Annotated in this window: 10 protein-coding genes; 4 read left to right on the top strand and 6 right to left on the bottom strand. The window is 58.2% G+C overall.

Annotated features, from left to right (window positions below):
- Nucleotides 1-10: 10 nt before the first annotated feature.
- The 4 genes from V1286_RS05740 to asnB form a co-directional block, all read right to left on the bottom strand.
- The gene (locus tag V1286_RS05740; protein WP_334478157.1) at nucleotides 11-1,279 is read right to left on the bottom strand and encodes a nucleotide sugar dehydrogenase; all 1,269 of its coding nucleotides are present in this window, start codon (nucleotides 1,277-1,279) and stop codon (nucleotides 11-13) included.
- Complete coding sequence (locus V1286_RS05735; protein WP_334478155.1) at nucleotides 1,276-2,970, bottom strand: heparinase II/III family protein; 1,695 nt, start codon at nucleotides 2,968-2,970, stop codon at nucleotides 1,276-1,278. Before V1286_RS05735 ends, V1286_RS05740 begins: the two co-directional genes overlap by 4 nt.
- 83 nt (nucleotides 2,971-3,053) lie before the next feature.
- Nucleotides 3,054-5,228: a Gfo/Idh/MocA family oxidoreductase gene (locus V1286_RS05730; protein ID WP_334478153.1), complete on the bottom strand. Its 2,175-nt coding sequence runs from the start codon at nucleotides 5,226-5,228 to the stop codon at nucleotides 3,054-3,056.
- Between the two features lie 56 nt (nucleotides 5,229-5,284).
- Complete coding sequence (gene asnB, locus V1286_RS05725) at nucleotides 5,285-7,207, bottom strand: asparagine synthase (glutamine-hydrolyzing) (protein WP_334478151.1); 1,923 nt, start codon at nucleotides 7,205-7,207, stop codon at nucleotides 5,285-5,287.
- A gap of 183 nt (nucleotides 7,208-7,390) precedes the next feature.
- On the opposite strand from asnB, the gene V1286_RS05720 reads away from it, so the two are divergent.
- The 3 genes from V1286_RS05720 (at nucleotide 7,391) to V1286_RS05710 (ending at nucleotide 12,347) form a co-directional block, all read left to right on the top strand.
- Nucleotides 7,391-8,380, top strand: a complete 990-nt coding sequence (locus V1286_RS05720; protein ID WP_334478150.1) for a glycosyltransferase family 2 protein — start codon at nucleotides 7,391-7,393, stop codon at nucleotides 8,378-8,380.
- Nucleotides 8,381-8,527: 147 nt separating this feature from the next.
- The gene (locus V1286_RS05715; RefSeq protein WP_334478148.1) at nucleotides 8,528-10,075 is read left to right on the top strand and encodes a glycosyl hydrolase family 28-related protein; all 1,548 of its coding nucleotides are present in this window, start codon (nucleotides 8,528-8,530) and stop codon (nucleotides 10,073-10,075) included.
- A 502-nt stretch (nucleotides 10,076-10,577) separates the two neighbouring features.
- Entirely contained in the window at nucleotides 10,578-12,347 is a 1,770-nt protein-coding gene (locus tag V1286_RS05710) for a Wzz/FepE/Etk N-terminal domain-containing protein (RefSeq protein WP_334478147.1), read from the top strand.
- Here the strand turns inward: V1286_RS05710 and V1286_RS05705 are convergent.
- Nucleotides 12,314-13,672, bottom strand: a complete 1,359-nt coding sequence (locus tag V1286_RS05705; protein ID WP_334478146.1) for a polysaccharide biosynthesis/export family protein — start codon at nucleotides 13,670-13,672, stop codon at nucleotides 12,314-12,316. The two genes, V1286_RS05710 and V1286_RS05705, sit on opposite strands and share 34 nt — an antisense overlap.
- Nucleotides 13,673-13,940: 268 nt before the next feature.
- Here V1286_RS05705 and V1286_RS05700 point away from each other — a divergent pair, with 268 nt between their 5' ends.
- On the top strand, nucleotides 13,941-15,221 hold the full coding sequence (locus tag V1286_RS05700) for a glycosyltransferase (protein ID WP_334478144.1): 1,281 nt from the start codon (nucleotides 13,941-13,943) through the stop codon (nucleotides 15,219-15,221).
- Nucleotides 15,222-15,257: 36 nt separating this feature from the next.
- Here the strand turns inward: V1286_RS05700 and V1286_RS05695 are convergent, their stop codons facing one another.
- Nucleotides 15,258-15,389 (bottom strand): hypothetical protein, encoded by a 132-nt coding sequence (locus tag V1286_RS05695; protein ID WP_334478143.1) that lies wholly within the window; start codon nucleotides 15,387-15,389, stop codon nucleotides 15,258-15,260.
- Between the last annotated feature and the right edge of the window lie 13 nt (nucleotides 15,390-15,402).

The following is a 15,402-nucleotide window of genomic DNA, read 5'->3' as shown; positions in this document are numbered from 1 at the left end:
AATGAATTGCCTACAAGCGATAGAGATTAAGAACCTGCTTGCCGGTCGGCAGTTTGATGCCAGGCATCGCCTTTCCGAGTACGATGAGGTCCGCCCTTGCCGCCGCTCGAGCGAAATCGGTGACCAGAAGTCCCGGCAGTCGCGCCAAATTCGCGCGTACAAACGCCAGGTTGGCGCCGATGAGCTGCTCGGGCTTGAGGTCCGGTTCGAACAGAGACAGATCGTATCCTTCCTCGAGCAGAGTCGCGGCCAGTTCAACCAGCGGACTTTCGCGCAGATCGTCCGTATCGGGCTTGAACGTAAGTCCCAACTGCAGGATGCGTGATCCTTTCGGCGCGCGCGCTAGAACCAAGCACGCTACAAATGACTTGTGAGCCGTATTGCTGGCGATCACACTCTGCAGGAGCGGCACGTTCACTCCGTGCTTTCGCCCAAATGCGCCGAGAGCACGAACGTCCTTCGGAAGACAGGATCCGCCGAACGCATTGCCCGGTCGCAGGTAGTAAGAGGAGACGTTGAGTTTGGTGTCCGACAAGAAGATGCGTGTTACGTCTTGCGGGTTAACGGCGGCAGCGAGCGCCAATCTCGCAATTTCATTGGCAAAGGAGACTTTGAGTGCGTGGAAATAGTTGTCCACGTACTTGACCATCTCCGCCACGGCAAACGGCACTTTGAATACGGGCGCATCGATCCCATCGTAGATGCCATACAGCTCCTGTGCTGCGCCAGGAAATCGCTCGCCGACGACAATTTTCGGAGGGTTGAAATAGTCTGCAATAGCGGTCGATTCGCGCATAAACTCCGGATTGTAGACCGGCTCATAACGATGACCGGCTGGCTCTCCTGCCGCTTCGCTCAACTTGGGCACGACCACCGCGTCCATGGTGCCAGGCAGCATTGTTGATCGGAAAAGGCACAGCAGCGGCCGGCATTGGGATGATCGATGCCGGACGGCCATACCAATTTCCTCCGAAACCGAAGAGACGTAAGACAGTTCGAGCGAGCCGTCCTCGCAGCTCGGAGTTCCGACGCACGCGACCACGACGTCCGCGTCCGCGAGCGCACTGCCGAGCGTCGTCGCAGCGGTTAGTCGACTTTCAGCTCTAGCCCTCGCAAAGATTTCGTGTATCCCGGCTTCTTTCACGGGAGAACAACCCGCGTTAGCGATCTCTACTTTTTGGGAGTTTACGTCAACGCCGACCACCGTAGCGCCCTTGCGTAACATGCAGGCTGCAACTGTCACGCCTACGTATCCTAGCCCGCAGACGACGATTTTCATGGCAAATGCCCTCGGCAGTGTGCAAGCAAGGTCCTTGCTATGGCGCAAGCTTCAGCAAGCCTTGCCGGTGCTCGTTCGCCCCAGGTCCACAAAGTCGCCGCGACCGACCCATCGCAGTCCGGTGATGGATGTATGAATACGCTGTGCGCAGATTGCGCCTCACCGAATTTCGGCCACCACTTGGCGCTCTCGATATGTGGTGCTTTTCCTAAGAGGACGCCGAGGCTTACCTGCACTCCGTCAGCTGCAAATGCGCTGGACGGCAACGCTGACCACGTCCCCGGCACCAGGAATCGAACACCTGCACGTGCGCATTCAACACCGCGCCAGACGTCGACGATGAGCAAAGCGCACCCGGGCCACAGTCCAACCCAGCGCGCCACATCAGCCCCTGCCGGACGAAAGCCGTTTTGATATCCGGCCGCCCACAGTGGCGCTATACCCTCGAGCGTCGGATCCTCTAGGGGACGTGCCGACCCTCGGCGTCCGACACGGAATGACCCCCAAAACTCGATCGGCTCAGTGTCGATGACGTGCGGACCGTTATGACGGGAAGAGGATCGGCAATCGTCCCGCGCAGAACCCTGAGAGTATGTTGGCACACCGAGGTCCACAAGGAACCGCTTGCCGGCGACCGAAAGTTCAACACTGAGAAAATCTGCATGAGCGTGCCCCGGATTGGACTCAGGACCACAGGGGCCGCAATCAAAAATGGCGGCGTCGTTCTGACCGGACAGTCGAATGTATCCCGTTTCCGGTAACGCGAGCCGCCCGTCCGCCGGCGGCGGTGCAAGTTCGATCGCCGATGGAGCCTCGCCGATCCATGAATCGTTGAACAGGCCTATATCGCCGTCCGGATGGCACATGACGCCAAGGGCCGACTGCATCGCTGAAATGGCTGCTTCCAGCCAAGGGGCATCAGCCGGCGAGCTGGCCGCCTTCAACGTTCGGAGGTCGACCAGGCACAGTGCGTGATACATCGGCGATCTTTCGGCGTGGCCGCCATCGCTCAGCACGACCTGATCCAGGGTCTGTCGTATCGCGCGGTCCAAGAATTCCAAGCGAGGCGTGTTCTGCGCGAGAGCCGCGCGATACATCGACAGCGCCACGTAGTTCTTCAATAGATGATTGAACTGGAGGTCGCGCTCCAGATTGCACAGGACGAATGCAGCGCATAACTTTGCGTGTTCGAGCAAAGCCTCGAGGTCGTCGGACTGGCGCCCGCCCGCAGCACGCAGGAGTGCGTATCCCGCAAGCAGGTTTATCAGGCGGTGACTTGCAGAATACGGATGCCAAATGTCTCGGAATACACCCGGCACGGCCCACTGGTTCTGCGCCACGAGGCTGTCGATTGTCCGACGTATCATAGCTACGTCGCTCGCAGCGCCTCCGGCGAGGAATGGCACCGTCCAACCCAGATACGACAACGTCATCCGCCAAAGACGATTGTTGCCCTCGCCCATTTCGATGCGCCACGCGATGCGATCGATTCCGCCGAAATCCATCGTCCTGCCGAGAAAGCGGAATCTCCCTTCTGCGATCTCTGCGAGGTGCGCGCCGTAAAGGCAATTCTGCATGTGAAGAACATGCTTTGCCGCGTGAAGCAGCGGATCGCGAAATTCTGGATCAGGAAGCTCTCGGGCTGTCTTATTAACCCATCTATGGAATAGCGTGGGAAACTTCCCGGCCATTGCCCACTGCCCGCGCGACCATACGCGATAATACAATTGCTCTGCACTCAGGTGTCGCCCCGTTCTGATGATGCGACCGGGCTTCATAGGAACACGACCGAGCCGGTTCGAAGCGATTCGACAACAGCAATCGTTGCCAGGCTCGTTTCCACAATCTCTGGTTCCGGAATAGGCGGGCCGGTGTTTTCCACGACCGCCGCGACGAAAGCGTCGAGCTCACCCTGATGACCTTTGTCCTGCTTCAATCTGCTCCACCGGCGTCGGACACTGCCGTTGGCGGCGATCTCTAGCATCCGAAAATTGTCGATGCTGGCCACTGTGCCGCCAGCGTAGCATTCAATTCTTTCCTTGCTGTAGGCTGGATCGCCGAGTGCCGTATAGACAAGGGTACAAAGACTGCCATCGCTGAACCGAATGGCAACGGTGACGTCCTCGCACAGCCCGCGAACAAGGCGCGCCGCATCAGCTCGAACCGCTACAATCGGCGCCCCGATCAGGAAGCGGGCCAAATCGACGAAATGACAGAGCTCACCGAGGATGCGACCGCTTCCCTCGTCAGGTTCTCGCTGCCAGCTGTCAGGTGCGAGTTGCCCCGCATTGATGCGCATGAGAACGTTTTTTGGCCCAGACAACGGCGCCAAGTGGCGATGCAAGGAAGCGATCATCGGCGCAAATCGTCTGTTGAATCCGACTTGAAAAAATGCGGAAGACATATTGCGAGCTTCTATGACTGAATTCATTTCGTCCCGCGTCAGGGCCAACGGCTTTTCGACGAGGACGGCTTTGCCCGCGGACAGCGCACGAGCGGTGAGAGCCGCGTGGGTGCTGTGCGGCGTGGTGATGACAACTGCATTGATCTCGGGATCGTCGAAAACTGCCGATTCGTCTGTCCCACAATGGCAAAAACCAAATTTGCGCTGGGTGTCGTCAGCCGAAACGCCGCGCTGCGTCACGACTGTTTGCAGCACCACCTGCGGGTGGCAGGCCAGTGTGGGCAGCAATTTTGATCGCGCGAAAGACCCCGCGCCGATCACCCCCAAGGAGCACCGGCGGCGGCCCGGATCCGGATTCGGACGAGTCCGCATTTCGATAGTCGAGATCGGCCCGACTCTTGCTTCCTCGTCGGCCGGATATTCTATTACGACCCCCAGATGCGGCTCCGCCCCTTCCGTAACCAGTTCATAGGCTTTTTCCGCATCCTGTATCGAGAACCGATGCGTCGCGAGTGCTGTCGGAGTGAGCCGGAGCGTGCGGCTCGGACTCATCAGACGAACGCACTCAGCCAAATTGTCTGCCTCGGTCCAGCGTATCCAGCCGACAGGGTACTTGACGTTGCGTTTTTCGAAGTCGTTGTCGTATCTTCCGGGCCCATAGGAACGCGAGACGACGACCGAAAGCTCTTTCTTCATAAACTCGCGATACGGAAACGCGGTCCCGGTGATGCCCACCAGACTGATCTTCGCGCGGTCGCGCGCAATGTCCGCCGCCGTGTCAAATGGTTCGCTTGAATTCGTAGCAGCTGCGATCACGACGCCATCGCAACCGACGCCGTTGGTGTGAGATCCGATGAACGCGGAGGGACTACCGTCAGCAAGATTCCAGGTAAATTCGGCACCGATGGACCGGGCCAGAGCAAGCCTTTGGGCGCTGTAATCCAGGCAGATTACGCGGCACCCGTGGATCGCAAGGAGCTGAGTGGCCAATTGGCCGACCAGACCCACACCGATGACCCCAACCACGTCGCCCAGCTTCGGTTCTAACAGGCGGATGCCGTTGAGCGCTATGGATGCGAGGGTACCGAAGCACGCCTCGACGTGGGATACGTCCCCTGGGACAGAGGCTGTCAGGTTGCCTGGAGCAACATTATACTCAGCGTGATTGGCGATTCCCGCTCCCGCAATGGCGACCCGATCGCCAACCTGAAATCTGCCTTCGAGCCCAGGGCCCACTTCCAGAACAACGCCCGAAGCGGAATAACCGAGCGGCAATGGCTGGTCGAGACGCGCTCGCACAGCATCCAGGGTGGCCAAGAGGCCATCGCGATGGATCTTGGCTACTACTTGTTTGACCAGATCAGGCCGACTCTTTGCTTTCCCGATCAGGCTCTTTTTTGCAAATTCGACGACCATTCGCTCTGTGCCAGCGGAAATCAGGCTGGCCGCAGTGCGAACCAGGAGATGCCCTGGTTTGACGCGCGGCACGGGTACGTCCCGAACCGACAGGGCGCCAGTACTTGCACTTTGGACGATCTGTTTCATCCTCGCGCTCTCCAGCAAGGACCGTTACGCCGACGTGCGGGCGCCCAGTCGTACGACTAAGCAGCATTTCTCGCATCTGTGCTCGCGAGCGATGGTTGGCAGCTCAGCTGACGGCACCAAATCTCAATGCACACGAGCGTGAAGAGGATGAACGCCACATCGCTCCGATTCTGGTCGAACGCATTGCGCAACCGAGCGACTGCTGCGGGATCAAAGAGGCCTCGCGCTGTAACGACGCGCGGCGATGTCATTTCCACAATCAGGCCGCGTGCGGGACCGGCCATCCAGGCCCTGAGAGGGACGCCAAAGCCTTGCTTCGCGCGATGCAGAACAGCCCAATTCAAGCGGTCCGCCATGGCCTTCCGCAGAATCCGCTTCGTTTGCCAGAGCGCGATCTTTTGTGAGATCGGAACTTGCATGGCAAACGCCACCAGCCGGAGATCAAGCAGAGGCACGCGGAGTTCGACCCCCTCCTGCATTCCCATCTTGTCCGTGTAATTCAGATTGAGGTCCGGCACGAATCCATGAAGATCCAGTTGCAGCAGTCGTTCCACTGGATGCAATTCGCGCGTGTTGCCCAGCAATCGGCCAAACAGGGCGCTATGACTCTCGAACGATTGGTCTGGGGCCGTCGCAACGAGCGAGATCCGCTCGGCCGCCGGCCAGTTCGAGAAGCTCATGGCTTCCGTCAGCATCTCGTCCTCGCTCAAGGCCAACAGCTGACCAAGGCGGCCGAGCCGACGCCCAAGAACGGAACGGCTAGGGAACCCCCTGATTAGGCGTGAGGCCAATCCACGTGCGTAAGGGATCTGATCGAGCGCCGCCCAAATGAACGCTGCGACGTGCCTACCGTACCCCGTGAACAGATCATCTCCCCCGGTGCCCGTCAGCAAGACCTTGATGCCGTGTCGCTTCGCTTCTGCAGCGATCATCCGGGTCTGCAGGGCGGCAAAATCGCCGGTCGGCTCGTCCAATTCCCAGAGCATTCGGGGAAGCTGATCGATAAGCTTCGCTGTAGTCGGCACTTCGACCAGCGGGACCTCCAGCCTTCTTGCCATCTCGCGTGCATGGACAATATCGTCCCCGAAATTATCGGCGTGAGTACGGTCCTTCGGCACGCTTGCACAGAATGTGACGATCCGAGCGGGATCAGTCGCTCTGCACATCGACGCCACAACGGCGCTGGAATCAACGCCTCCGGATAAGCAAGCGCCGACCGGCACGTCGGCAACCATTTGATCCGCGACAACCCGATCGAACAAACTCAGAAAAGCCGCTGATTCAACTCGCTCGCAGCGGGGGGACGGCTGGGGAATTTCGTAGTATCGCTCGATCCTCAGCCGGGCGTTGGCGTCGATCCAGGCGCAATGTCCGGGCCGTAGCTTCCGAACAGACTTTAGCATGGTGGAAGCAGAGGATGACCAGACGAATGCGAGATGGTTCGCCACGCATCCCACGTCGATGTCGCGGGATACATCGGGGCATACCGTCAATGCCTTGAGTTCTGATGCAAACAGAAACCCGTGAGGTAGCGCGGCGTAGTACAAGGGTTTCACGCCGAGATGATCGCGCGCAACGAAAAGGTGCCGCGACGTACGATCCCAGACCGCAAAAGCGAAGATGCCGCTTAGGCGACTGAGGCAGGCTTGGCCCTCGCATTCAAATAGACGAAGAAGCACCTCCGTATCGCTCTTGGTGCGAAATACGACACCGGCGCTTTCGAGTTCACGGCGCAATTCCTTGAAATTGTAGATCTCACCGTTGAATGAGATGACGTAACGTCCATCAGCTGTATGCATTGGCTGGTTGGCGGAAGCACTCAGATCGATTATCGACAGGCGCGCGTGGCCAACCGCGAAATTCGCTTCCGAATCCCGCCAAAGGGCGCGGCCGTCTGGGCCACGATGACTGAGTCGATCGAGCATCGCATCAAGCAGCCGGTCACTCCAGGGACCGAGGAAGCCTGCAATACCGCACATGTGAGGGGTATCTCCCACCGGGGTGCGGAACGCCCGATCCGCACTTGCGTTCCCGCGTTGGTGGAGCTGCATGGCATCGAATAAACATAGGTTTAAATCAGGTCCGGACAAAATTGGGCCGACTCGTCGGAACCTGCGACTGACAGCAGCGTTTAGCGCCTTGGTCCGAACCAGGAGAAGCACGTGGCCGACACGACCGTTCCTGCTAAAGACGCGAGTTGGTCCTCGGGCCTGTCGCTCACGGCGATCATCCTGACTTACGATGAAGAATTGCACATAGAACGCTGCATTCGCAGTCTCAAACCTGTCGCGTCGCGCATCTATGTCGTGGATTCCTTTTCAACAGATGCGACAGTCGAGATCGCCCGGCGCGAGGGCGCCGAGGTGGTGCAACGAAAATTCAAAAATCAAGCCGATCAATTTCAATGGGCGCTCGACAACCTGCCGACCGATACCGATTGGGTCATGCGTATTGACGCAGATGAGTACATTTCGGCAGAGCTCGCCACATCGATGACGACACGCATTCCGCGCGCACCCGCCTCCGTCTCCGGCTTTTACGTTGACCGCCTTGTCGTATTTCTCGGGCGCCCAATTCGCCACGGGGGCTTCTACCCGATGAGAGTCCTGAAAATCTGGCGGACAGGATTGGGCAGAGTAGAACAGCGTTGGATCGACGAGTACTGCGTCGTCAAGCAGGGACTGGTTGACTACTGCCCAGGCGACTTGATCGACGAGAACTTACGGGACCTCACTTGGTGGACGGACAAACACAACAAGTATTCGAGCCGCAGGGTGATTGACCTACTCGACTATGAATTGCAGCTGGGACTGTCGCAGCATGCATTGAGCGGCAATGTGTCCCGACGACAAGTTGTCTACCACAGGATCAAAGCCAGAATATATCCCGCTCTCCCACCCTACTTTCGAGCTTTGGCGTACTACCTGTATCGGTACGTGTTTCGACTGGGGTTTCTCGACGGGCAGCAGGGTCTCGTTTTCTGCTTCCTGCAGGCTTTGTGGAACCTCTTTCTCGTGGACGCCAAGCTATACGAGGCCCGTCGGATGATCGCAGCGAAGGGACTGGAGTCGTTCATCGAACATTTGCGGGACGCGCAGGGGCTCGACGTCGGCCCTCCTCGTTTGGAAAGCGAACCTCGCCGGAGCGCGTAAAGCGCGTAAGACGTGTTGCGGCCGTCTGTTGCCGTGCCTTTGGGCCATTTGGGAACGGATGGATTCGGATACTCGGAAAAAAGACCTCAATTCAAGGTTCGCGCGCGTGCCGAAGTGCCCAGTGAATGGAACGCGAGGGAGAGAGACATGAACCGCCGTGACTTGCTCTTCCTGGGCGCTGTGGGCGGCTTTTCAGGTTCAGCTCGTGCGCAGTCAAACAAACCTAAAACCATTGAAGCCCGACTAGACGTTCGGAAGTTTGGTGCGGTCGGTGATGGTGTGCACGACGATACAAATGCCTTTCGGCAGGCCATCGATTACGCCTGCAACAACAAAATGCAACTGGTGATCCCCGGTACGCCGCAATCATATTTGATCTCCGACTCTCTACCAATTCCACATGGCAAGCACGGTTGGGCGATCACGGGAGAGGCTGGGCGAGTCACCATCACACAAGCCGCCAACAACAAGCCAATCTTCCTGTTCTCCAGCCACGGTCACGACTATCGAGATACGACCAACCGTGCTTTCAGCCTGAAAAACCTGCGAGCGGCGTGGACGCGCAATCAATCCATCGCGAACAAAGAGTCAAATATGTTCCTGTTCGACGATGGCGGGTACGCGGATTTTCAGATCGACAATTGCGAGAACCACAACGGATGTCGACTTGTTTCAACTCGCGAGGTGCAGGCACCTGGTCGCCCTCTGAACCTGTGGGGATGTATTATGTCGCATCTCTTCAGCGGTTACGTGGCGAGTGGCGCGGCCATTCGCCTGAGGACCAACCCGGTCGAGGGGATGCCGAACATCCTGATTTCGCATGTCTACGCGCTTCGGCAAATGGCGGAAGAGGAACTCATTCATTTGGCGGGTTGCTCAAGCGTCAACATCGACAATGTCGAGATCAATTTCGGCCGCGGATCTCAGCTCGTCTGCTGGGGTGGAACGACCGAGGTCAATGTGCGCGCATGGCGAATGGAGCAATGCACAGTAGCCGACACGCCGCGGAACGTCATTTTTGACCTGAGCGGCAACGGGCCGACTCAACAAGGCACCTACCGCTTCCAAGGCGTCGAGATGCGATTCACGACGATCGACAGCACACGGCCCCACTCCGTGTTTCACGCCAGCGCCGGCGCGCAAGTGACCATTGACGGCTATCAAGAAGTTGCGACCACACGCAAGTCAGGTGAGCTGACGGTGGCCACTACACATGACGCACGGGTCCAGTTCCGCAGTGTTGCCGACATCATTTCCCCCCATGTCTTTCTATTGGACAACCAGCAACTGGCGGACATCACCTTCGCGACTACGGAAGTCCTGCGCTTTTACAAAAACGGCCTGAAGTCGCGCATGGATCGCGTGACGAACGACTCACCTAGCGCGGTCAAGGGCCAACTCGTGGGGGCTGCGGGTTGGATATGGGCGATCGAGGTCAGCTTGGACGCGGACGTAACAGCAGGAAAGATCGAGCTGGTGGTCTTCAAGAACGGACTGCTAATCGATTCCGGAGCGATGAAGCTTGCCATCAAGAACGGTTCTAGGAGCGTAAAGGTTGCAACCGTGATCAAGAACACTAATCATCGGGATTATCATGTAGTCCCTGGGGATCTTGTCCACTTCGAGATCTCGACGGACCAATCGTTTGCTGGCCCGAAGAACGCGCTTTTCAATCTCATGGTTGCGAACATCTAGACAGCGCTCGCGGCCCCGGCAGGCGTGAGGGAGTCGGCTGCCACCCACCACTCACCTGCCTCTATTGCACCGCTTTTCATCTGGTTCCGATGCACAGTACCGACGCAGGGATCGTCTGCCATCCGACTTTGCTGCAGCGAAGGCCCGGTACCCTCCTCTTCCTGCGAAAGGACGCGAATCGCTCGGGCGCTGAATTCTGTGGCGCAACCCGAGAGGCGCGGCTCATTCGTCGTTCAAAATTGGGACCCATTCACGACGGGTGTTCGCGGAGCTTTTCCGCCAGCTCATGCACGAGAAATGCAAAGGAGCTTGCTGTCATACTCATCCGGGGCGCCCCTCCGCGCCACGCGTGGGCCCGCTACACTTAGCACCAGATGCACCCAACGTCTTCGTTCCCGATCGGTAGCGCCCCCGTCATTGGTGACTATGTCACGCGGAACATTGGAACGTGAAGTGCGTTAATGATTAAGCGTAGTTTGTGTCTTTGGCGTTTTGGCCCCAAATGTATCGACCCGACAAGTCGACAGCTCTGCTCGGGGAGGTGGAACAAGCGCCCGCTGTTCCAGCAGAGAGAGTCGCATTCCTCCGCCGCAACCTACGACTGATCCTGACATTTCTTGCCCTGAGCATCGCATCATCCGCAGGCTATCTTCTCTTTGCTGCCCCCCGCTTTACTGCGGAAGCCGTTTTATACATCGAGAAGCCGCAAATCCGCCCTGTTCAACTGGAGTCCGCTAGCAGCGACAATTCTGTCGATTCTAAAACGGTCGACAGCCAAGTCGAGATTCTGAAATCAGATGCAATCGCGATGTCAGTTGTCAAAACGCTTCAACTGGCGGAAAATACGGCTTTCACAGGTACGAGGACCGCAGGTTTGACTGCCGAACAGGACGCGATGCGCATCCTGCGACGAAATCTATCCGTGTCGCGGGTCGGCCTTTCTGCGGTGATCAAGATCAACTTTACCGATACTGATCCTCGGCAAGCCGCCCAAATTGCGAATGCCGTTACTGCCGCGTATATCGAAAATCGGATCAATGCCACAAATCAGGCCGCAGATGCCGCCACCAATTGGCTGGAAGCTCGGCTGCGTGACCTCGAGAAGAAGGCAGCCGATGCAGAGAAGCAAGTCCAAGAATTTCAAGCAAAGAATGAAATCGACGAGCAGGCAAAGCTGAGCGAGCTTCGGGCAAACGCAAGGACGTACCGAAGGCTCCACGACAGCTTTGTCCAGCGCTACGCTGAAGCCGGTCAGCAGAAGTCGTTCCAGTTCGCCGAGGGTCAAGTCGTCAGTCCAGCTTTGCCGCCAGCATTCAAGAGCAAGCCGAATCCTGTTCTCGTGCTGCCGATTGCTGTATTCGGCGGACTTTGCATCGGTCTTGCGGTTGCTGCTTGGGCAGAGCTGTCGGATCGGACGTTCCGGACGCCCGAGCACGTTGCGGAACGCTTGAAGACGAACTGTCTCGGCGCGCTCGAATGGATTCGAAAGCCACACTGGCGACCTCTGGCTTTGCGCGCGCGGTTCCGGAACAAGTTAGCGGATTCCAAACTGATACCTTCGAATGGCCTCTTCTCGTATGTGTTGATAAATCCCACCTCGCATTTCGCCGACACAATCCGCTCGATAAGACCCTTGTGCGATCTTCTTCTGCCAGAACAGCCGTCGAGGATTGTCGGATTTACATCTGCGCTCGACGGGGAAGGCAAGTCGACCGTCGCTGCGAATTTTGCGCAGCTTGTCTCGCGTGGAGGACGCAGAGTCCTGCTCGTTGATGCGGACTTCCGCAAGAGGACGCTGTCGCGTTCCTTGACGCCGCGCGCCTTGAAGGGCTGGTGCGACTTGGCCCTTGCGCGCGCTGCCGCCGAGGAAGTCCTCCGGACCTCTGACGCGAGTAAAATGCATTTCTTGCCTCTCCTGAAAATGCCCGAGCCGTTCGAGCCGACGGAGTTTCTGGCATCGGACAGCGTCCGCACGATGTTTGAAGGACTGCGACGGCAATACGACTATATTGTCGTGGATTTACCGTCCCTTGCGCCACTTATCGCCATCCGGGCTTCAACCGTGACGATCGACGCCTACGTCCTGGTGGTGGAATGGGGCAAGACCTCGAACGAGACGGTGCAATGCGCTTTGGCATCAGCCCAAGGAGTGCATCGCAAACTGCTCGGTGCGATTCTGAACAAGACCGACCTTCGCTCAATGCAGCGCTACACACCCCACCACAACAGCGAGGAGTGCTATTTTCGCGCCCCGACGGCCTCCTCCTTTTGACCTTCGTCGGGCGCCGCGGGCGATCCAGAATCGGTGAATTTCGGGAGGCCCTCCAGTCGCAGCCGCACCTCAACGACGTCGCCGGGCATCAGCCTGGTCTCTTCATTGGCAGTCATATTGCTGGAGGTCTCATTGTCATTTCTGTACACTTTGATATCTGGCTCACCACCGGCTCCGCGGGCGAGTTGAGATCGCACCACGCCCGCGTATAACAATTTGTCGCCGACAGCCTGGAGTCGAGCCCGGATGGTGGCGAGTCGGACGTTGGCGTCCTGCAATTTTGCCAGCAGGTTGTCGCGCCTCTGGTCCTGCACACGCTCCAATCGTCTGGCGAATTCGCTCCGCTCGCGCGCCACCTGAGCTATGAGCGCGGTCGTCTGAAGCACTCGAGTGGCTGAAAACAGCGTCATTCGGCGGGAGTCCGAGAGCCGTGTCATGGGCACCAGCCCCCTGCTAAATCTGGCTTGCACGTCCGCGAAATCGGCAGCATCAGTGTCCGCGTCCTTCTGTTCCGTCTCTCTTTGATGCTGGAGTGTCGCGATACGCCCGTCCTCCTGCTGGACGGCGTTCTCGAGATATTGCTTCTCCTTTTGATGATCGGAATTGTCGACGCTGAGCCGTTGAGCCTCAAGATCCAGTATCTTCGAAGTCACCACCAATGGGAGCGGCAGATCGTCCATGTTCTGTTGCCCGAGTGCGCTCTTACCGTCGAGTTCGGCTTGGAAACGTTCGGCCTGTGCCCGCACCTTGGCAAACTCTGTCCATAGTTCGTAGTAATCACTGCGAAAATCCGATGAGTCCAGAAAAGGATCACGCCCCCTGAACCGCTTTGTGTCATAGCCGCCGGCAAGCGCGATGCCCTGGCGCACGGTCATTCCAGGCCGATACGGCTGAGTCCCAGGATTGGCCACGTCGCCATTGAGATATATCGGCCGATATTCCGCCACGGTCATAGTAACCTCATCGGGAGACACGGTGACCACCTCGTCCCGCGACATCAAGCGCCCCTGCTGATCTGGCACCCGAAGGCGAAATGCCTTGGTTGAAAGTATCAACTTCACTTGTTTCCGCAATTCAGCCACGCTGAGGCCTGCCGCCTTGACATCTCCGATCAATGGAAATGAGGCTTGGCCATTCAGATCGATCATGACCCGATGCCGCAAATCCGGAATTCCGACTGCTTGGATCTCGAGCACATCTCCTGGTGCCAGCAGGTACTCGCCGCGCGCCGCTACCGGGGCGAGCAGGACCGCCATGAGTATCAGGAATCGCTGAGATTGTGCAGCCGACCCAAACAGGAGCTTGAGCAAGCTCATTGCCTTCATCCTGTCCTCCACCGTGGCCCGGGGATGCTGCCCGCTACAACGAGGCCCCCTGTGGGAAGTTCCCTTGCCAGCGCTTTCTTGGAAGCATCCCACGACACCGCCCGGCGACGGAGCCGGTCGAATCCGATGTGAAAAGGTCGCCGGGCGTTCTGTTTTTCCATCCCAGTATTCATGCGCAAGCCGCCGTTGGAGGTTCTCCGTCAGAGGGAACCGATCCCGGTCGCCTCCGTTATAGGCGTGTCCCACTCAGTGTATGTCGGAAGGGCATATGCGCGCTCCAGCGCAATCAAACGCGATGAGCGGCCGTCGTCACGGCAGAACGCCTCTCCGCATCAGAAATGCCGTTGAGGATATTGCCGGACGATTTGCGCATGATGGTTCTTATCGGCCCCTCCGACTCGCATTCCTGTGGGCATACTGGACCGGCTATATCGACTCAACGGTGCAGTACATTCGGTCCGAGCATCACGTGATGGTCTTTCGTGCTCGTCAGCAGGGACACGTCGGGACTCTCAATGGCCAATATAGGTTTTCCGAGGAGAGCTTCGGGCCTGTAGAGGCTGAATTGACCTACGGCGCTGAAATCGACGTCGACGCTCTTGACCATGCCCTGCGTGAGTTTGAGCCGGACGGAATCATCGTTCTGTCGTGGCGCAGGCGCGCGTATCGCCAGTTGATGAAGCGGTGGGCCGGAAGAGCCGTGCGCATCGTGTGTCTCGACAGCCAATGGCGCGGGCATTTGGGAGCTCTGAGGAGCGGGAGCGAGTTTCCGCTTCTCCTTAAACAGTGGGGAGGGCGGGCCCTGCGGCGATACTTCTTCCACACGTTGTTTGACGGCGCCCTCCTCTCCGGCCCCAAGTATCTCGACGGTCACGGATTTCCTCCGGTGCGGCAGTCGAGACAGATGAAGTTCGCGCTTAAAATGGGCTTTCGTCCAGACGACATCTGCGAGGGCTTTGCTGTTTGTGATTGGCACACGCTGGCGCACGGACGGCATCCCGCCAACGCTCGCGAACGCAAGAGATTCCTATTTGTGGGCCGTTATGCGCCTGTGAAGGGCGTTTCGATCTTGGTGGAAGCGTATCGGTTGTACAGCCGCCACAGCTCCGAACCCTGGCCTCTGATTGTTGCCGGTGACGGGCCCCTCAAACATCTTTTTTCCGGAGTGCCTGGAATCCAAGATATCGGATTCGTCCAGACGAAACAGTTGCCCGAGGTACTGGCGGAAGCGGCATGCCTCGTCTTGCCCAGCATTCTGGAACCGTGGGGTGTCGTGATCCAGGAGGCCGTTTCGGCAGGACTCGGAGTAATCTGTACCGATGAATGCGGAGCCGGAGACGTGTTCGTGCAGCAAGACGTCAACGGATTCATCGTGCCGACCGGTAATGTTGATGCGCTGGCAGGTGCCATGAGGACGTTTTCCGAATCCGAGGATTTGCTCGAGCGCGTTCCGAATGCCAGTATCGAGATGTCGAAACGGTTGCTGCCCTCGAGCTTTGCTGAAACCGTCATTCCATTTATTCAAACAAGAAGGCAGTTCGTCTCATGAGATTGTGTGTCACGGGTAGTGCGCCCGTTGCTGCGCTCAACCCGTCGACCATTCAATGGATAGATCGCAGATACGCAGGGTTGCCAGTTCTCTCACAGCATCGAGATAGTCAGCGTCCCACGCAGGCGCCGCCGTCACGCCGTCACGCGAGAACGTCGTCAACCTCATGGGCGCGCTCCGG

This window comes from Bradyrhizobium algeriense (assembly GCF_036924595.1).
Classification (GTDB): Bacteria; Pseudomonadota; Alphaproteobacteria; order Rhizobiales; family Xanthobacteraceae; genus Bradyrhizobium; species Bradyrhizobium algeriense.
The sequence above is the reverse complement of the archived record's forward strand: the minus strand, read 5'-3'. Positions and strand labels throughout refer to the sequence as shown.